Raw genomic sequence first — 17,506 nt, 5'->3', positions numbered from 1 at the left:
AATGCAAACACCATCCGACATCCATCATATTAAAAGTATATCGCAATTGATACGGCTATTGGAACTTCCTGCACCACTGCACCCGCTGATCGCATTGGTTGATTACGGTAATGTTCCTATGGAGATATTTCCAAAGGGTCAAAAAGTAAGCCTGGACTTTTATAAAATTTCCTTTAAATCTACCTTTAAAGGACAAATAAAGTATGGACAGGGCTATTACGATTTTGAAGAAGGCGGATTGGCATTTTTGAAACCCAAACAAATCGTTTTCTCGCCGGAAGAAATTGAAAGCTATGAAGGGTTCGCCTTGTATTTTCATCCGGACTTTATCAGAAATTATCCATTAGGGAAAACAATAAATCAATATGGCTTTTTCTCTTATGATGTTTCGGAAGCCTTATTTTTATCGGCAAAGGAAAAAGAAATTGTAGCCAATTTATTTGCAACAATAGCAAATGAATTATCCAATAACATTGACGGCTTCAGCCAGGATGTTCTGGTGTCGCAATTAGAATTGTTATTGAATTACAGCAATCGTTTCTACAACAGGCAATTTATTACGAGAAAAGCCATCAATCACGACATCATCACTTCTCTGGACAAACTTTTAAATAAGTATTTTGAAGAAGAAAACAGTCTGAAAAACGGTTTGCCATCCGTGAAATATATCAGTACAGAATTAAAGCTGTCCCAACGCTACCTGAGTGATATGTTAGGTTCACTGACAGGACTGAACACTCAACAGTATATTCAAAACGCCATTATAGAAAAAGCCAAAGAAAAATTATCAACAACAAATCTTTCTGTTTCGGAAATTGCTTATGGATTAGGCTTTGAACATTCACAATCATTCAGCAAACTTTTCAAGGCAAAGACAGACGTTTCACCGTTGGAGTTCAGACAGTCATTTAATTAAATGAAGTACATAATGATTGCTGGTCTTAACTTGCATTATAAGTCGAATAAAAATCCCCTTACAAGTAAAGGGGATTTAGTTTTCGTATAATAAAGTATGATTGGTAACATTCCTTATTCAATGCTGTGCTGCTGAAGCTTAACATTTGGATTTTTTTGATCTGATCATAAATCAATTTTGTTATAAGGCTCCAAATAAAAACAATAGAGAGAAGTTTCAGGCATACATCGTTTTTTTTAACCATAAACTTATTCTAAATGGTAATTCTAAAATCTTATCTCCTTTCAGACTGAACATGAGTACAATCGTAAATAGTAAAGCATATAATGTTAACGGAGATATTTTAGGAATGAACTTTCTATTGTACCACTCCAAACCTTTCAATTTGATTAAAAAGTATGGTGGGAGAGGCGTTGGCTGGCAACAATACTTTAGCTGCCTTTTTACCGGGTTATTTTAAAATATTTTATTGGAAAATATATGACCGCATGTTTGGGATTATTTCAAATTTTAAAATCGGCGACTGGCTATGTCAAGAATTTGGCATTGGTTAAAAAATATCTCTGACGGTTATGGCTTCATAGATACTACAATGATATTATATTTAAATTCTTTCTTTTGGTCAAACCATATTCAGCAAGGTACTTTTAGTATAAGGATCATGGCTATTAACTTAAGAATAGCTATTTGACCATTTTATCTTTTAGAAAATTACTTGCATTTGTATTATTGGGATTGAGTTCAAGTGATTTTTTATAATTAATGATCGCCTCTTTCCGGTTTCCCATTGCTTCTAGAGTTTCAGCGTAACTATCATAAACATTCGCACTGTTTGGAAATAACAAGGTATTCAATTGAAAAACCTGTAAAGCCTCGTTTTTTTTATTTTGTTCTAATAATTGATAGCCCCAAGAATTGATTTCGTCTTCGGATAATGTGAAATCTTTGTTGGCTTTTTTAATTTTTGTGTAAAGCTTGTATCCATTTTTAAATTGACTTTCAATGAGTTGTTGACGTAATGATTTTAGATTATTACTCAGGCCGAAACCATTTTTAACTTTCATATCAGGAAAATAGTATCCGGCTATTTCATCAATGAACCATTCAGGATTGGAACCTTGAAGATTGGTCAAAACCACGATCGACAGATCATCCTTTGGATAGACGAATAATGCCGAACGCATACCTCCAACAGGTGCAGCAGCAGGATGTTCTTCTCGCTCGACTGTTGGCCAGCCCAGTGCATATCCGTTAGTCAATTTATTAAACCCGTCGATATGCCCGTCATTTAGTTTTACGGAAGTGAAAAGCTCTTGGACGCTATTTTTGTTTTGCAATAGCTTTCCATTTTGCAATGCAATAAGCCATTTGCTTAGATCTTCGGAAGTGGAAATGATCCCTGTGGCTGTTCTAAAGAATACCGGAAAAGTGGCAAATACATTATGCAGCTTTCCGTCATTAATCCATTTTCCGTCCGTATTGATAATTGTGGAATAGGCTCCGGCATTGTTTGGAATGATATCATTTGAATCTCCAAATTGTGTAGCAATCATATTGCAAGGTTTGAATTGATTTTCTTCGATGAATTTTGTAAAATGTTGACCACTTAATTTCGTGATGATTTTACCCAAAATATAATATCCCGTTTGGTTATAGCTGAATCTTTCTCCGGGTTTGAATTCCATTGGCAATGTCTTTACTAATTCCCAGTTTTTTTCTTCAACGCCATTTCCTAGAACCTGTTCTTTTTCATCTATATTATTGGGCAATCCGGAAGTATTGCTGAGCAATTGTTTGAGGGTAATAGCTTTCCATTCGTTTGGGATATCAGAAATATACTGGGAAATTTGATCATCGACCTTTAATTTTCCTTGCTCTTGTAATTGCATAATTGCAACTCCTACAAAAGCTTTCGTCATAGAGTTTATAGAGAAAGTAGTTTTTGAAGTGGTAGGAACCTGATGTTCTAGATTGGCAAAACCGTAGTTGCTTGATTTTTCTAGTTTACCATTTTTAATAATAGCCAGCTGAAGTCCGGGAATCTTCATTTGGCTCATTTTCTCTTTGATGAAAATATCGATGCTGTCCGAATTACTTTGAGCAAACAGCAGTTGTGAAAATGATGTTATTGATAGTATCAGGATAATTTTAGTGGTTTTAAAGGAATTTTTCATTAGATATTTTTTTATAAAATATAAATTAAGATGAGTACAACGATGCTATCAACTACCTAAATAAAGAATAGTGAAAATGGATGACTAAAGATTTATATCACATTTTTTAGTAATTTTAATTGATCCTAAAATTTACAATAAATTATGGATGTATAATTAACTTAATTGTATTTTTATTATTAGGACAATGTCGGAGGGGATTTTATTACATGGGATTGAAGGCTAATGTATTTCTCGTGCTAATGTATCACGAAATAGGACATATAAATCGTGACCTATTTTGATTTTTTTTTGATACCTGCGCTAAAACAAAAAACGCTGTAAACATCAATGTTTACAGCGTTTTAGCTTATTTTAGTTTCCCAACTGGCGGAGAGTGAGGGATTCGAACCCCCGGACCTGTTACAGTCAACAGTTTTCAAGACTGCCGCAATCGACCACTCTGCCAACTCTCCAGAAACTCCGATTTTATCGTCGTTTTCAGTGGTGCAAATATAGAAAGTTTTTGTTTATTGCCAAAATATTTATCAATAAAATTTTAACAAAACTTAATAATCAACTATAAATCAGAGAAATATTTTTATTACTGCAGGTTATAAGCTGTATGAAGAAGGTTTTGTAGTATTGATAATAAAAAAAACGCACTTCAAGAAATGCGTTTGTCTCAATTAGAATTCAATAATTAATGTAATTCTGCCAAATATTTTTCTGCATCCATAGCGGCCATACATCCGCTTCCGGCTGCCGTAATCGCTTGTCTGTAAATATGATCCTGAACATCTCCCGCTGCAAAAATTCCAGGAAGGTTGGTTCTCGCAGAGCCTTTTTCAGTTAAGATATATCCATTTTCGTCCAAATTGATTTGGCCTGCAAAAATATCTGTATTCGGCTTATGACCGATCGCAATAAAAATTCCGTCAACATCCACCGTAGAAGTTTCCTGAGTCTGATTATTGATTACTACCGCTCTTTCAACCAGATTGTTATCACCTTCAATCGCGATTAATTCATGGTGAAATTTAACCTCGATGTTCGGTGTATTCTGTACCCTGTGAATCATTGCTTTGGATGCTCTGAAAGTGTCTTTTCTTACCAGCATGGTCACTTTTTTGCACAATTTTGCAAGATATGTTGCCTCTTCTGCTGCGGTATCTCCGGCTCCCACAACCACAACATCTTTTCCTTTATAGAAAAATCCGTCACAGGTCGCACACGCAGAAACACCTCCGCCCGCATATTTTTTCTCATCATCAAGACCCAGATATTTTGCAGTAGCACCCGTAGAAATAATCACGGTTCTGGCAAGAATTTCCTTGTTTCCTGAATATAATTTGTGAACTCCGCCGACTTCTTTAGAAAATTCAACCTTGGTGATCATCTCATAATGCACTTTTGTGTCGAATCTTTCGGCCTGCTTTTGCAAATCCATCATCATTTCAGGACCTGTAATCCCCGCCGGATATCCCGGGAAATTATCCACTTCCGTAGTTGTAGTTAATTGTCCACCCGGCTCCAAACCTGTGTATAACTCAGGTTTCAAATCTGCTCTTGCCGCATAAATTGCTGCTGTAAAGCCGGAAGGACCGGATCCAACGATCACACAATCTAAAATGTTTTGCTCCATAATTTGCTTTTCAAAAGATTTAAAATTTACGTCCGCTAAGTTCGTAATTTTTAATATTTATTTAAAGTTATTTTAATGATACTTGTCAATATCTAATATGTGAATGGTCAATTGTCAACTTTGAATTCTCTTCAGGTAAATTGACAAATGAAATGAATTGACTATTCACCATTCACTTCTTTATACTTTCATCTTAATTTTATCGACGTTGATAATCTTGTAAACCAGTTCTTTAATCAGTTCTGCTTCTGTCATATTGACTGCTCCCAGTCCTTTTCCCTTCATGTCGAATTCCCTTAAAATAGAGATCACTCTCGTAGCATGTTTTAGAGGATAGAGTCGTGCCGATTCTGCATAATCTTTTATAAAATAGGGATTTACACCCATCTGTGCGGCAATAACCTGCGGTGGCTGACCGGCCATCGTATTATAAATGATCACATTGGAAAAATAATTATAAAGACTTGCCAGCATCATGACGAAAGGATTGTTTTTCGGATTCTTACCCATAAAATGTGCAATTTTAAAAGCTGCATTGGCATTTTTGGTTCCTAATGCTTTCTGAAGCTCAAATACATTGTATTCTTTACTGATCCCGATATGATCTTCCACAATTTTGCCGTCCAGAATATCCCCGGGTTTGAGGATAATCTTTAATTTATTCAGTTCATTGGCAATTCTTGAGAGATCATTTCCAAGGTATTCTGCCAGCAAATGAGAGATATTGGGTGCTGTTTTTATTCCCAATGAAATACATTCATCAGCAATCCATTTCGGAAGATTATTTTCCCTGATAGATTCGCTTAAAAATAATGCATTGGATTTGTCTAAAGATTTCGTAACCTTTTTTCGGCTGTCCAGCTTCTTATGTTTATGGGCAAAAACCAACACTGTTGACGGTACAGGATTTTGAACATATACGTCTAAAGCACTGCTTTCACTTTCGGTCAGCTTCAGATCCTGCGCTTCTTTTACAATGATCACCTGCTTGTCTCCCATCATCGGAAACTGTCTCGCCAGGGAAAGAACTTCCTGATAAGACGTATCTTTTCCGTACACAACGGTCTGGTTGAATGCCTTTTCATCCTCAGTCAGAAAATCGTGCTCGAAGGCTTTTACAGCAAGATCTATAAAGTAAGGTTCTTCTCCGTGGAAAAAATAAATCGGTAAAACTTCTTTATTTTTAATATTTTTGAGGATTAAATCTAATTCTTTCATCTTATAAATGGAACTTCCAAAACTGAATTTTCAGGAAACTTTTGATTTTAAATTCAAGAGAGACAAAGATAAGTTTTTTATTTATGATTTGGTTCGTAAAACTTACCTTTTGCTCACTCCTGAAGAATGGGTGCGACAGCATTGGGTTCACTATTATCTCACCGTAAAATCTTATTCTGTTTCTGCTTTAATTACTGAAAAAAAAATTGTTTTAAACGGTTTGACCAAAAGAATAGATATTCTTATCACAGAGAAAACTCAGCCTAAAATTTTAATTGAATGTAAAGCACCACAAATAAAATTGACGGAAAAAACTTTTGAACAGACAGCAAGGTACAATTCTGTCATTGGTGCTAAAGAAATTATCCTCACAAATGGTCTGCAGCACATCAATGCCTATTATGATAACGGAGAGTACCGGTTTTATAAACCTGATTAAATGTAAGCTGAATGACAGCTTTGAAATATTTTATTGCTAATGATTGGGTTATTTTTTATTAATTTAGATAAAAGATTTTTGTCATTCATTTGTTATAAATGCTGAACTTTCCTAGCCGCGATTGAGCGGTATGTCTGAGCTCTTTCGTGGTTTCGGCGGGCGAAGCCCGCCGAAACCACGAAAAGCGAGTAGCGAAAGCGAGAAATTGCTCCTTAAAAAAATAAATAAGTAAATACAATTCGACGAAGTCAAAAAGCTTCAAATGAAAAATATATATTGCTTTCCGATGTAATCAAATTGCTCCAAAAAACAATTCGACAGAGTCAAAAAAGCTCCTTAAAAAATTAAATTACAAAATATGATACGTTCAATTTTACTTGCCGGAATTTTACTCACTTCAGGAAAATTTTTCAGTCAGAAACTGAAAACCGTTACTTATCAGGACGGTCCGCAAAAACTCAACGGACTGGTAACGTCTAACGCCGGGAAAAAGCTTCCGGGAGTTCTTATTCTTCCTGCCTGGAAAGGTATTGATGACGAAGCAAAAACAGCTGCTGCTGAGCTGGAAAAACAAGGATATATTGCTTTTGTCGCAGATATTTACGGAGAAGGGAATATCCCGACGAATATGGATACAGCGGCAAGAAATTCAGGATATTACAAGAAAAACTATGAAGCTTACCAGAAAAGAATTTCGCTTGCGTTGGAAGAATTAAAGAAAAATGGTGCTATAGCCAATAAAATTGCGGTAATAGGCTATTGTTTCGGAGGAACCGGTGCTTTGGAATCGGCCAGAGGCAATCTGCCTGTTGTGGGTGTGGTTTCCATACACGGAAGCATAGGAAAAGCTCAGGAACGAAAAAACGGACCGATTGCTGCAAAAATTCTGGTTGAAAATCCTGCTGATGACAAAAGTGTGTCGCCGGAAGACTATAATAATTTGATAAAAGAAATGAATGAGGGCAATGCTGACTGGCAGATCATTACGTATGCGCATTCAAAACATACCTTCACGGATCCGAAGTCACCGGATTATAACGAAGTAATGGCAAAAAGAGCCTGGAATCATACATTGATGTTCCTTAAGGAAATCCTTAAATAATATACCAATTTAAAAATGTAACAGTATAACAATTTAATCTCATTATTGTTATACTGTTACATTTTTAGATTATTACATTTTTCAATCCACTCCTTCATCTTCCCTGTGTACCGATTCCATGGAAAAGGCGGGAAGGCAGATGGAGACATACTCACATTCTTCAGGGAAAGGGTTGCTGTAGCGAATTCTTGCTCCTTTTTCGATGAAGATACTTTGTCCTTTTTCTAAAACTACAATTTCACCGTCGATTTCAAATTGCTTTTTTCCTGAAATAATAAGAGTAAATTCATCAAATTCGGGTGTCTGATGGGGTTCGCTCCAATCTGGAGGCGCTACCATGTGTGCGATAGAGATATTGGAGTTTCCAGTGGAATTTCCCCAGTGTTCCTCAATCAGTTTTCCGTCGGTTGTTGGTACTATAAATGGCGTCTGCTGAATTTTAAATTTTTTCATAACCAGTTTTCTTTTTTGATTTGATATAAGATATTCATTCTTGAAGGTTCTCCGAAGTAAGCGATTTCATATTCACCTTTGTTCTCTGCTCCCAGTTTTTCCATAGCGATTCTGGATCGGATATTGTCTTTTCCGACATGGAAATAAACAGTGTCAACAAACTGAAAGATATAATCGAGCATGAGTTTTTTGATCTGTGGATTAATTCCTTTTCCCCAGCACTTTGTTCCGTAGAAAGTGTACCCTATGAAAATGCTGTTTTCTTTTTCATTGTAATCATAAAAACGGCTGCTTCCCAGGACTTCGCCTGTAGATTTTTTAATAATTTTAAAAGCGCCGCCACTTTGTATCGCACCATTAAAAAAGATTTCAAAAACCTCTTTTTGGTGTCTGTCTTTATTGGGATGCTGTTTCCAGATTTCAGGGTCGGCAGCAACCTTATATAAAGACTCAAAATCCCCTTGTTGTAAGGGGATTAATTGATATTCCTGATTTTCTAATATAGTTTGAATAGAAAAATTCATCGGATAATATTTTGTGGATTCTGATCAGACAGAATATATGAGTTGAACGCTTAGCTCTTTGTTTTGGCAGCGTCAGCTTCTATTTTCTTTATTTCCTTTAGTTTGTCTGCAATTTTAGTTACAGCTTCAGGGCTTGAAGGTTTTAATGCTACCTCAGCCTGAGCCATGTCCCATTTTAAAACCAGATTTGCAGAATTTTCGCCTGTTGGATTTAGTGTGATTTCAAACCATTCCTGCTTATCGGCAAGCTTGTTTACCGGAACAGTAACATCCACGACATCCTGCTTAGGATCGTAAGTGTAAGCGCCCCACTGCTGGAAGTCTTTGTTTAATATTACTTTCCATTCTTTTTCGGTAGGAATGATGAATAATCCGTATGTTCCTGGCTGAACGATTTTTCCGCCAAAATTCACCGACTGCCCGAAAGTAATTTTGGTAGATGAGTTGGCGCCTGCTCTCCAAACCTGTCCGTAAGGCACCAGTTCTCCAAATATTTTTCTTCCCTTCACGCCCGGTCTTCCGTAGTCTATTGTAATTTTTGACATAGAAAACTGCTGTTCAACTTTCTGGCGCGGACTCACTGCCGGCACCGAGTAATCCTGAGCAAAACCTAATGCTGATACTGATATGCATAATGCAACTATTACTTTTTTCACTTTTAAAAATTTTGCCTAAAATACAAAAACGAGATCAAAATTCTATTTCTCTGAGATAATAAATTTATGTTAAAGAATCTAGGTAAGCGAATACATTAATCTAATTTCATTGTAAGCTTGTGATAAGTTTTTTTTAACCACAAAAGTTCCAAAAGATTAGAAGTTTCTATCTTAAGCCCTTTTTATAAAAAGAAAAAGCTAACAATAGTTTTTAAAAATCTTTGATTTTATTCTTTTGAAAGCTATGATCGGTTCATAAAACTTTTAAAATTGTCTTTTGCATCTTTTGCGGTTAATTCAATAATTGATTTAAAATCTTCCGGCTCTGTTCCATGGCCAGTCCGAAAATGATGTGTGAACCGAATTCCCAAACCCACCATGATGTGGGCATTTCAGAAACTTTTCCCTGTAACCCTAATGCCGGAACGGCAGAACCGTGTGTGAATGCCCATACCGCAATACCTGCTGCGGAGCCTTCACCTGCTTTAATGTATTTATTGTTATTTGCTAACAAAACATACGTAATTCCAATCGCGGTTCCTAATGTATAATGGATCGCTTTCATCGATTGTAAGGTGTCATTGTATGACAGTTCCTTATAGCAAATGTTCTTATAAATTTCTTTGGCCAATACTGCCGGCGGCATATTTTCCGGCTGATACGTAACATCTGCACCTCGTAAATCGAGTTCATCTGGTTTTGGTGGAAATAAGCTTTCACCCAGCTTTTGTAAAGGCGGTTCTGCGATAGATTTAATGAAAGAAGCCAATAATCCAACTGCAATTCCTTTTATAATATCTTTTGTGAGTGTGTTCATTGTTGAAAGTTTAAAATAGGAGAGTGGTTAATGCTGACTTTAATTACGCATCATGATGGTTTAAGTAATGCGAATAAAAGTCAAAACCATCCTGCTAGAGATGGTTTTGTTTTTATGCTTACTTTATTTTCTTCAGGATCGCGATCAGTTTTTCGGCTGCAGCTTCGGATGAAGCAGGATTTTGCCCGGTGATCAGAAGGCCGTCCTGAATAACGTGTACGCCCCAGTCATCGGTTTTGCTGTAATGCCCGCCGGATTTTTTCAGTTCATCTTCTACCAGGAAAGGAACAACGTCGGTCAGCTGTACCGCCTCTTCTTCAGTGTTAGAAAAACCGGTAACATTTTTACCTTTTACGAACGGATCACCATTTCCCAGTTTTATATCTTTAAAAACACCGGGTGCATGACAAACGGCTCCCACCGGTTTTTCCGTATTATAGAAATCAAGAATTAATTGTTGAGAATCTTTATCGTACGCCAGGTCCCAAAGTGGTCCGTGGCCTCCCGGATAGAAAACAGCATCGAAATCTGCGGCTTTCTGATCACTTAATCTGTGGGTATTGGCAATGATGTTTTGCACTTCTTCATCTTTGTAATAGCGTTCTGTAGCGGGAGTCTGGGCATCAGGATCTTCACTTTTGGGATCAATGGGTGCCTGTCCGCCTTTTGGCGTAGCGACTACAATGTCAAATCCTTCATCTTTAAATGAATAATAGGGTGCCGCAAATTCTTCTACCCAAAAACCTGTTTTTTTGCCGGTGTTTCCCAGCTCATCGTGGGAGGTAAGTACAAATAATACTTTCATATTGAATATTTTTAGTGTTAATTTAGAAAAGAGTCTTCAGGTTAAAAATATCGCTTTGTATGTTGCGACGAATCTTCAGACGATGTCCGGGATACTTACATACAAGTTTATTGCCAATCCGGATTGGATGTTCTGCAAAAACAAATTAGCCTCAATAGATTTAGCTTTGAGATTGAAGTGGGGAAGTGGTTGGGGACTGAAAAATGGTTCCGGGATGTTTTGAGGATAATCCAAAACAGTTTCTGTGTTGATTTATTTTCTTGCGGTCTTTCTGTAATTTCTTACCAGAATAAAAATGGCAAATAAAAAAATGATCACATACAGTGCCGATAAAGCGGGGTTTTCGAAAGTCCGGGTTTTGAAATCAAACTGTTTGTATAATGCTCCGCCGACAATAATGGCAACGATTGTCATCGTGAATACAGGTGCTTTGCTGTTCTCCATAATTTTAAAGTTTTGTTTTAATTAAGATATGGTCTTAACTAAGATGTTTATTAGTCGATCACAAATATAATAAACTGTGAGCAAAATAAATCTCCAAAGTATCAGCTTTGGAGATTTATTACAATAGAATGTTTAAACTAAATTAAATTTAACCGCAAAAGGTGCAAAAGACAATTTTAAAAGTTTTATGAGCTGTTCAAAACTTTCAAAAGAACAAAAATCAAAGATTTTAAAAACTATTGTGTTCTTTATTCTTAATGTTTATTAACTTTAATCAAAAGAATCTAAATCTTTTGTAGCTTTTATGGTTAAATAAAAAACTTAATTATTAATCAATTATTTTTTTGGTTTTAAAGAAAGATTATCTACATACACTGCCTGATGAACGCTATTCAGCAATACTTTCAGCCCAAGATTCGCCTCTTTTTTCAGAGAAATGGTGAATGTTTTTTTGCCTCCGGCTATTTTTGAAGGTTTAGCTATAGAAATATAAGATTTAGGATCGGAAGTATTGTTAATAGAGAAAAGTTCCAGAATGGTATCGCCTCCGTTATCTGAAATATCAAGCGTTAAAGTATAGTTTCCTGCCTTGATTCTAGGGGTTACCAGATACATATTTTCACCGGGATTGGTCATGGAATAAAATATGATCTTTTTGTCACTGGCGTAAAGCATTGCCTTTCCTTGCTGAGCAGTCCAGCATGGTCCGATCTCCTTCCAGGTATCAAAATTTTCTGTAATGGAGGATACCGGTTTGCACTGTGCATTTGCCATTAAAAAACCTCCTAAAGTTATTATTCCTGCGAATAGTATTTTTCTCATATACGTTGATCTATTATCACGTAAAAATAGGTAAAAAAATGGAGTAGGGTAGCATGATGAAAGGATTTAGGCATCTATAATGATAATGGGCTTAATTTAATACTTTCTTCAACGAAGTTTTTATTTCTCTACCTCCTCACTTTTGGTTCCGATCCCTCCGAGATGAGTATGCTTAAAGCCATCTGTAAATTTGAGGCCATAGCCAAAAAAACGATCCATCGCCGAATGACCAAACAGGATAACTCCTGCCAGTGAAAGGATGGAATTATCTAACCAAAATCCCAATGCAATAACGATAACTGCAACCAGCTTGTGATGGAAGAAATTATACGTGTAGGCCCCTGATTTATTGCCGAACAGATATCCGACCATCGATATATCAGGAAGCAATATGCATGCAGGAAATACCCACCAGGCAAAATTGAGTTGATTGAATAAAAGGATAGAAAGGATAAACTGCCCTGCCTGTTCAAGTTTCAAAAGGAGATCCATTTTACTGTTCATGACGATATTGATTTAATGAAGCAAAGTTCCCTCATTTCTGCAAAGTTCCTCTTGATAAAAGTCAAGAATTTGAAACCCGGCGTTTTCTTATCCTGCTGAAGGTTTCCGGCGACATCCCTAGAACCGAGGCGATGAATTGCAGCGGAACCTGGGTAAAGAGACTCTTATTCTGCTCAAAGTACAGATTGTACCGCTGCTCGGCGGTAAGCGAAAGGTGAGTAAAAATACGGTCTTCCATCATCGAAAAGCACTTCATGATCAATCTCTTTTCAATCTCAGACCATCTTGGAAAATCATGGCAAAGTTTTATGTAATCATCTTTAGTGATCGTCAGAAGCTCTGTCTCGGTAAGCGCCTGTATATTCCAACGGCTGGGTTGATCAAAAAAGAATCCCGAAACTTCAGTTAATAAAAAGTTTTCCTGAGCGAGCCATTGGGTAACTTCCTTACCATCTTCGGACAATGCATACAACCTTAAAATACCTGTCTTTACAATGCTCAGCCTGTTGCATATCTTTCCGGATCTGATAAAAAAGTCATTCTTTGTCAGTTTTTCTTCCCTGAAATAGGGCTCAATAAACGACAGCTCTTCATGAGATAACGTACCGAAATAGTTCTGTAAAAGATGATCTAGATGTTGCATAATTTAAAATAAACGTTGGTCTGCTCAGAACATTTTCTGGATTATCACAGTGAGTTAGGATAATACTATTCTTTGTATTATTTCCGATTTAAAGATAGTAATATTTCTTTTATCTATACACTGTTCAACCGATCCTTAAACTCTGTATCAGTGGTGGCTTCGAGTCACCTCAGCCACCAAGACTCTCCCACGATCAAACTCTAAAACCCTCCGACTCTAAAATTCTCCCAACCTAAAACACACACCTTATCATTGACTCCGTCGAATCTTCGATTTCCGTTAGGAACTCGACATAGCTGGTAATAGTAGCATGGAAAGATTCGGGCCTAGATCCTTATCGGGATGACAAGGTAACGTGGTAGCATCCGTTCAATGGTGGCTTCGGCTCCGTTCAGCCACCAAATACTCCCACTCTCATACTCTCAAACCCTCCGACCCTAAAACCCCCACTTTGTCATTGACTCCGTCGAATCTTCGATTTCCGTTAGGAATCTCGGCATCGTTGGTAACAGTAGCATGGAAAGATTCGGGCTTAGATACCTACAGGATGACAATCGGAGTGGTTAAAATGAAGGTGATTGTGTGGCAGTATTCTTACACCACCCCGTCAAAAATTCTTTGAATTTTCGCCACCCCTCCATGGGAGGGGAATTTTTACTACTGTCTTCTTACGGTGGAATTTCGGGTTACTGTAACAGGGGAACGTGGCGGCATCTGTTCAACGGTGGCTGAGCGGAGTCAAAGCCAAAAAAACTCCGGCCGGGAAATCTTTCCCAAACCGGAGTATCATCATACTATAAAACTATCCTATAAAAGGAGTCACTTTCCGAGAGGTGTTCTCATCGGTCGATGAGAACACCTTATCACGCTCGAGATAACCTCCTTATCACGCCCGATGAGAGACCCCTGTGTCGGGCGACGAAAGTGTCTCTCAGAAAATAGAGACTGATTGCTTACGCTATCGTCAGGATTTTATCGAGAGTTGCTGTTCTTGGGTCTTTTAATAAAGCTCCGCTGCTATATTGCGTCACCACTTCCAGCTGATATGTGCCTGCCGGTAATGCAGGAATCACTACAATAACCTCCGAAGGATTATTGGTTACCATATCGCTTTCTTCTACCATTGTTCTGACATTAGAGGCGGTATTGACAAAGAATACCCCGATAAAAGGATCATTGCCTGCTACCTTGATTTTGCTTCCGGCAATCTTGAGGTTTCTGCCGGGAGTAAGAAGATCATTAACCGAGCCACTCTTTACATCCGTTACCTGAAGAATCACGGCAGAAGCCTCTGCCACACCCAGGATTTCTACTTCAATATTGGGAATCTCTGCACGAAGTTTCTCTCCCTGGTTGAACTGGAAGATAATGCTGTGCTTATCCTTATTAAATGTCTCTGAAGGACTATCAAATACCCCACGGATGGTGGTATTGGCCATAAAGTAACCGGTATTGATGGAATACCCATCACACAATTGATACGCCATCTCTTTTAAGAAAAGCTCTGTGGCATGCTCCATCGCCGAAGCGGAGATATCGGCACCTCCACGACCTACAGCTGACTGGCAGATCTGCTGCACATTGAGACTTCGCTCACTTGCGGTGCGTGCGGTGAAATCATTAGGGTTGTCTTTCGTTAAAACGTTATCATAGAGATACGCTTTGATTTTATGAAGAATTGTTGCCATTGTTGTTTATTTTAAATGGTTGTTCATTATAATTTCTCGATAAAAAAGGTAATATTACTGGCGACTGTTGGGCTTGTCATATTATCATTACATAGCATAGTAATACGGTATATTTCTCCGGTGGCATGAAGGGCAACTAATATCCTTCCCTGATCCCTTTGAAGTGGGTTAAATGTCATATTCCAGCCAGTCCAGTTGTTAGCGGATAATGTAGTTAAAGTTTGTTGTGTATATGGAACACTCCCCCCGCTTCCTGTGAGTTCCCCCAGATTGACATTTGTGTTGTAACAGAAGGACTCAATTGAATTGAGTTAGCACTATTTCTTACATTAGCAACAAGTCCTCCATATCTCACTGATAAACTTCCGAAAGTCGTCTTGGTCGCATTCTGAACAGCAGCATCTGTGCTGATTACTTTCTTTAAATATTGAATCGGATTTACACTTATATTTTCTCCAACAGTAGCACTACAGCTCTGACCCAGAAAGCTTAGCGGAACTGAAATGGTATTGGGAGAGGTAAAGTTGGGTGTTCCGGATATAGAATAGGATATCGAACCATTTCCATAATTCAGCGTACCCGGATTTAATGTAAATGTCAGTCCATTCTGTGAGAATGAAGCTCCTGAAGTATAACTTCCTCCGTTACCTCCGGTATAAGGAACCGTAAGTGTTCCATTATAAGCCGTGCCGGAAGTAAAGGTTGCAGGAAAAGTAGAGGAGTCGGTACAATTAAGAGATACAATGGCAGGGGATATCGTAGGATTATTATTCACCGATCTCCATTCTGTTCCATTCCAGAATACGAAGCCTTTAAATGTTAATCCGCCAGTTCCTGTATTATAAACCATCAAACCATTAGCGGGAGAAGCGATCGTCGTTTGGTCTGTAGAACCTGTTAAAGCAACTCTGGGAATAAGCATTCCTTTGTTAGTAGAAGCCACTTCTAACGCAGCACTGGCATCCGGGCTGCTTGTTCCAATTCCGACCTGGCCATTATCTTTGGATACAAAATCCGTCCCTGCGGCTCTGGCTGTACCGTCAGCTTTGGTTCCCAATTTTACCAGACCATTGGTAGTGTCATTGATCCACGCATCGTTGGTGGTGTCACCCGATGCTGCGCCGTTCATTTTCTGCCATGCACTGCCATCGAAGTAATAGTAACCTTCTGTAGTGACATTAACGGTTTTGGTATCCGTGGGACTTGCTGCCGATTTGGCATAAACAATCACTCCTTTTTGGGCTGTTCCGTACGCCGCAGTTTTGAGTGAATTTCCGTCTAATTGCGGAATAAGAAGTCCTTCCGGCTTGCTGCCGTCAGTGGTTTTAGGAGTAATGTCTAGAGTGGCTTTGGGAGAAGTGTTGTTAATCCCCACTTGAGCGAATGTTGTGATGCTGAAAAGCAGAACAGCTGTTGTAATTAATTGTTTCATTGTTTTGTATTTATGTTTGTTTATTTTTTGATGACATTGTTATTTGAACACGAAGTGCGCTAAGATTTTTTTTATCTATGATGTGTTTTTTAGTTTCACAAAGGCGTTGCACTTATAAGGGCTCGCAGAGCTTTTAGAGTTGGAGAGTTTTAGAGTTTGAGTGTGGGAGAGTCTTGGTGGCTGAGCGGAGCCGAAGCCACTATTTCCCCTCTCAAACCCTCCGACTCAATAATAGCTTCGACAGGCTCGTCACTTCGAGTAGATTTTGAAAAAATCGTATCGAGAAGTTTGTGAGTTTGAGAATAATTTCATTCCCGATACATTTTTTCTTCACCTTGTTACGAAAAAACACTCGAATTGACGAAACACGAATGGCACTAATGGTTGAACACTCAATTCACAAATGTTAAGTGGTGAGATCCCTACGGGATGACAAATAGAGTGGATAATCTCCTTTGCTAAAGCATTTGTTTTTATTGGCGTTCAACAATTTGTGTCATTTGTGATAAAACATTAGTGTTATCCGTGTTTAAAATTGGGCGGAGGACGCCCGAAATGATTGATCATAATATGTTTTAGCTGGAAAGGATAAGGAATGATATAAATACATTTTTCTTTATCCCTTCTTGCGCTTGTTAATAGAAAAAAGGAAGATGGTATTGTTTTATGCTGAAGTTTTACCGGAGAAGAGCTTCCGATAACAGCCATTGAAGAAGAATTAAAAAGGAGTGCAAAGGTATGTCTGCCTGTTGGACTGCTTTTATAGAAAGCATTATGCGTTGGACTACTCATTGACTTCTGAGTGGAAGTTCTTGGAGAGGATCTTTTAATAATTGTTTTGGGCCACTTTTTAAAAGAGTCTTTTCTAAAAGTTTGATCGGAAATGTATATTGGAGAATCTGCATACAAATACGAGTCTTCGGATACAAAGACTACAGAATCGGATTGTAAAAAAGTTTGAGCGCTCAACAATGATGATACCAAGACCACCAAAAAGCACAACAATACCACGCAAAAGCGTTGGAGGGAGAGGGCTTTAGAGGGAAATATCATTTGTAGTCTCATGTTTTGTAAGAAAGTAGTCTATCGTAGACTACTTTCTTACATACAAGGCTCACCATTACAAGACTTCTTAAAAAACAGGTGTAAAACAGGGTGTAAAATTCCGGCTGTTTTGCGCCAATTTTTTCTTTAAAGACTTTATGATGAACAAAACTAAGGAATTAGAAAACAATTTGTTGTGTT

At 37.8% G+C, this 17,506-nt stretch carries 20 protein-coding genes, 1 tRNA gene and 1 pseudogene; 5 read left to right on the top strand and 17 right to left on the bottom strand.

Going from position 1 to position 17,506, the window contains the following annotated elements; all coding sequences use genetic code 11:
* Position 1: 1 nt before the first annotated feature.
* A complete protein-coding gene (locus ACWNCI_RS06870) occupies positions 2 to 916 on the top strand; it encodes a helix-turn-helix domain-containing protein (RefSeq protein WP_449387715.1) in 915 nt (304 codons plus the stop codon).
* 249 nt (positions 917 to 1,165) lie between these two features.
* On the opposite strand, the pseudogene ACWNCI_RS06865 reads toward ACWNCI_RS06870, so the two are convergent.
* A pseudogene (locus ACWNCI_RS06865) lies at positions 1,166 to 1,312 on the bottom strand (arsenical-resistance protein); the annotation flags it as partial.
* Positions 1,313 to 1,314: 2 nt separating this feature from the next.
* Here ACWNCI_RS06865 and ACWNCI_RS06860 point away from each other — a divergent pair.
* Entirely contained in the window at positions 1,315 to 1,470 is a 156-nt protein-coding gene (locus ACWNCI_RS06860; protein WP_449387714.1) for a hypothetical protein, read from the top strand.
* Between the two features lie 129 nt (positions 1,471 to 1,599).
* Here the strand turns inward: ACWNCI_RS06860 and ACWNCI_RS06855 are convergent, their stop codons facing one another.
* The 4 genes from ACWNCI_RS06855 to holA all read right to left on the bottom strand — a co-directional run bounded on the left by ACWNCI_RS06855 (position 1,600) and on the right by holA (position 5,932).
* Positions 1,600 to 3,090, bottom strand: a complete 1,491-nt coding sequence (locus tag ACWNCI_RS06855; RefSeq protein WP_449387713.1) for a serine hydrolase — start codon at positions 3,088 to 3,090, stop codon at positions 1,600 to 1,602.
* Positions 3,091 to 3,457: 367 nt separating this feature from the next.
* Positions 3,458 to 3,545: transfer RNA gene (locus ACWNCI_RS06850), tRNA-Ser, on the bottom strand.
* 227 nt (positions 3,546 to 3,772) lie between these two features.
* Positions 3,773 to 4,714, bottom strand: a complete 942-nt coding sequence (gene trxB / locus ACWNCI_RS06845) for a thioredoxin-disulfide reductase (RefSeq protein ID WP_449387712.1) — start codon at positions 4,712 to 4,714, stop codon at positions 3,773 to 3,775.
* A 180-nt stretch (positions 4,715 to 4,894) separates the two neighbouring features.
* Positions 4,895 to 5,932, bottom strand: a complete 1,038-nt coding sequence (gene holA, locus ACWNCI_RS06840) for a DNA polymerase III subunit delta (RefSeq protein ID WP_449387711.1) — start codon at positions 5,930 to 5,932, stop codon at positions 4,895 to 4,897.
* 7 nt (positions 5,933 to 5,939) lie between these two features.
* Here holA and ACWNCI_RS06835 point away from each other — a divergent pair, with 7 nt between their 5' ends.
* Entirely contained in the window at positions 5,940 to 6,371 is a 432-nt protein-coding gene (locus ACWNCI_RS06835; protein WP_449387710.1) for a type I restriction enzyme HsdR N-terminal domain-containing protein, read from the top strand.
* Positions 6,372 to 6,729: 358 nt separating this feature from the next.
* Complete coding sequence (locus ACWNCI_RS06830) at positions 6,730 to 7,473, top strand: dienelactone hydrolase family protein (protein ID WP_449387709.1); 744 nt, start codon at positions 6,730 to 6,732, stop codon at positions 7,471 to 7,473.
* An 81-nt stretch (positions 7,474 to 7,554) separates the two neighbouring features.
* Here the strand turns inward: ACWNCI_RS06830 and ACWNCI_RS06825 are convergent, their stop codons facing one another.
* From ACWNCI_RS06825 to ACWNCI_RS06805, 5 genes are all read right to left on the bottom strand, one after another.
* Positions 7,555 to 7,926, bottom strand: coding sequence for a cupin domain-containing protein (locus ACWNCI_RS06825; RefSeq protein ID WP_449387708.1), 372 nt, complete (start codon positions 7,924 to 7,926; stop codon positions 7,555 to 7,557).
* Positions 7,923 to 8,450 (bottom strand): GNAT family N-acetyltransferase, encoded by a 528-nt coding sequence (locus ACWNCI_RS06820; protein WP_449387707.1) that lies wholly within the window; start codon positions 8,448 to 8,450, stop codon positions 7,923 to 7,925. The genes ACWNCI_RS06825 and ACWNCI_RS06820 overlap by 4 nt, the downstream gene beginning before the upstream one ends.
* A 50-nt stretch (positions 8,451 to 8,500) precedes the next feature.
* Positions 8,501 to 9,106 carry a DUF2911 domain-containing protein gene (locus ACWNCI_RS06815; RefSeq protein WP_346984990.1) on the bottom strand — a complete coding sequence of 202 codons (606 nt, stop codon included), beginning with the start codon at positions 9,104 to 9,106 and terminating at the stop codon, positions 8,501 to 8,503.
* 292 nt (positions 9,107 to 9,398) lie between these two features.
* Positions 9,399 to 9,923 (bottom strand): DUF1440 domain-containing protein, encoded by a 525-nt coding sequence (locus ACWNCI_RS06810; RefSeq protein WP_449387706.1) that lies wholly within the window; start codon positions 9,921 to 9,923, stop codon positions 9,399 to 9,401.
* Between the two features lie 118 nt (positions 9,924 to 10,041).
* The gene (locus ACWNCI_RS06805) at positions 10,042 to 10,728 is read right to left on the bottom strand and encodes a type 1 glutamine amidotransferase domain-containing protein (RefSeq protein WP_449387705.1); all 687 of its coding nucleotides are present in this window, start codon (positions 10,726 to 10,728) and stop codon (positions 10,042 to 10,044) included.
* A gap of 1 nt (position 10,729) precedes the next feature.
* Here ACWNCI_RS06805 and ACWNCI_RS06800 point away from each other — a divergent pair, with 1 nt between their 5' ends.
* Positions 10,730 to 10,951: a hypothetical protein gene (locus tag ACWNCI_RS06800; RefSeq protein WP_449387704.1), complete on the top strand. Its 222-nt coding sequence runs from the start codon at positions 10,730 to 10,732 to the stop codon at positions 10,949 to 10,951.
* A 29-nt stretch (positions 10,952 to 10,980) separates the two neighbouring features.
* On the opposite strand, the gene ACWNCI_RS06795 is transcribed toward ACWNCI_RS06800, so the two are convergent.
* The 7 genes from ACWNCI_RS06795 to ACWNCI_RS06765 form a co-directional block, all read right to left on the bottom strand.
* Positions 10,981 to 11,172, bottom strand: a complete 192-nt coding sequence (locus ACWNCI_RS06795) for a hypothetical protein (RefSeq protein WP_449387703.1) — start codon at positions 11,170 to 11,172, stop codon at positions 10,981 to 10,983.
* Between the two features lie 336 nt (positions 11,173 to 11,508).
* Positions 11,509 to 11,994, bottom strand: a complete 486-nt coding sequence (locus tag ACWNCI_RS06790) for a hypothetical protein (RefSeq protein WP_449387702.1) — start codon at positions 11,992 to 11,994, stop codon at positions 11,509 to 11,511.
* Positions 11,995 to 12,114: 120 nt separating this feature from the next.
* Positions 12,115 to 12,498, bottom strand: a complete 384-nt coding sequence (locus tag ACWNCI_RS06785) for a DUF4260 domain-containing protein (RefSeq protein WP_449387701.1) — start codon at positions 12,496 to 12,498, stop codon at positions 12,115 to 12,117.
* A gap of 61 nt (positions 12,499 to 12,559) precedes the next feature.
* Positions 12,560 to 13,141 (bottom strand): Crp/Fnr family transcriptional regulator, encoded by a 582-nt coding sequence (locus ACWNCI_RS06780; protein WP_449387700.1) that lies wholly within the window; start codon positions 13,139 to 13,141, stop codon positions 12,560 to 12,562.
* 953 nt (positions 13,142 to 14,094) lie between these two features.
* On the bottom strand, positions 14,095 to 14,829 hold the full coding sequence (locus ACWNCI_RS06775; protein ID WP_449387699.1) for a DNA-binding domain-containing protein: 735 nt from the start codon (positions 14,827 to 14,829) through the stop codon (positions 14,095 to 14,097).
* A gap of 214 nt (positions 14,830 to 15,043) precedes the next feature.
* Positions 15,044 to 16,261: a hypothetical protein gene (locus ACWNCI_RS06770; RefSeq protein ID WP_449387698.1), complete on the bottom strand. Its 1,218-nt coding sequence runs from the start codon at positions 16,259 to 16,261 to the stop codon at positions 15,044 to 15,046.
* A 519-nt stretch (positions 16,262 to 16,780) separates the two neighbouring features.
* The gene (locus ACWNCI_RS06765; RefSeq protein WP_449387326.1) at positions 16,781 to 17,053 is read right to left on the bottom strand and encodes a hypothetical protein; all 273 of its coding nucleotides are present in this window, start codon (positions 17,051 to 17,053) and stop codon (positions 16,781 to 16,783) included.
* Between the last annotated feature and the right edge of the window lie 453 nt (positions 17,054 to 17,506).

Source organism: Chryseobacterium lineare (assembly GCF_977014045.1).
The sequence above is the reverse complement of the archived record's forward strand: the minus strand, read 5'-3'. Positions and strand labels throughout refer to the sequence as shown.

Coding starts and splice junctions, on each gene's coding strand:
- ACWNCI_RS06870 (WP_449387715.1), top strand. CDS start 2: ATGCAAACACCATCCGACATCCATCATATTAAAAGTATATCGCAATTG.
- ACWNCI_RS06860 (WP_449387714.1), top strand. CDS start 1,315: ATGGTGGGAGAGGCGTTGGCTGGCAACAATACTTTAGCTGCCTTTTTA.
- ACWNCI_RS06855 (WP_449387713.1), bottom strand. CDS start 3,090: ATGAAAAATTCCTTTAAAACCACTAAAATTATCCTGATACTATCAATA.
- trxB (WP_449387712.1), bottom strand. CDS start 4,714: ATGGAGCAAAACATTTTAGATTGTGTGATCGTTGGATCCGGTCCTTCC.
- holA (WP_449387711.1), bottom strand. CDS start 5,932: ATGAAAGAATTAGATTTAATCCTCAAAAATATTAAAAATAAAGAAGTT.
- ACWNCI_RS06835 (WP_449387710.1), top strand. CDS start 5,940: ATGGAACTTCCAAAACTGAATTTTCAGGAAACTTTTGATTTTAAATTC.
- ACWNCI_RS06830 (WP_449387709.1), top strand. CDS start 6,730: ATGATACGTTCAATTTTACTTGCCGGAATTTTACTCACTTCAGGAAAA.
- ACWNCI_RS06825 (WP_449387708.1), bottom strand. CDS start 7,926: ATGAAAAAATTTAAAATTCAGCAGACGCCATTTATAGTACCAACAACC.
- ACWNCI_RS06820 (WP_449387707.1), bottom strand. CDS start 8,450: ATGAATTTTTCTATTCAAACTATATTAGAAAATCAGGAATATCAATTA.
- ACWNCI_RS06810 (WP_449387706.1), bottom strand. CDS start 9,923: ATGAACACACTCACAAAAGATATTATAAAAGGAATTGCAGTTGGATTA.
- ACWNCI_RS06805 (WP_449387705.1), bottom strand. CDS start 10,728: ATGAAAGTATTATTTGTACTTACCTCCCACGATGAGCTGGGAAACACC.
- ACWNCI_RS06795 (WP_449387703.1), bottom strand. CDS start 11,172: ATGGAGAACAGCAAAGCACCTGTATTCACGATGACAATCGTTGCCATT.
- ACWNCI_RS06790 (WP_449387702.1), bottom strand. CDS start 11,994: ATGAGAAAAATACTATTCGCAGGAATAATAACTTTAGGAGGTTTTTTA.
- ACWNCI_RS06785 (WP_449387701.1), bottom strand. CDS start 12,498: ATGAACAGTAAAATGGATCTCCTTTTGAAACTTGAACAGGCAGGGCAG.
- ACWNCI_RS06780 (WP_449387700.1), bottom strand. CDS start 13,141: ATGCAACATCTAGATCATCTTTTACAGAACTATTTCGGTACGTTATCT.
- ACWNCI_RS06775 (WP_449387699.1), bottom strand. CDS start 14,829: ATGGCAACAATTCTTCATAAAATCAAAGCGTATCTCTATGATAACGTT.
- ACWNCI_RS06770 (WP_449387698.1), bottom strand. CDS start 16,261: ATGAAACAATTAATTACAACAGCTGTTCTGCTTTTCAGCATCACAACA.
- ACWNCI_RS06765 (WP_449387326.1), bottom strand. CDS start 17,053: ATGAGTAGTCCAACGCATAATGCTTTCTATAAAAGCAGTCCAACAGGC.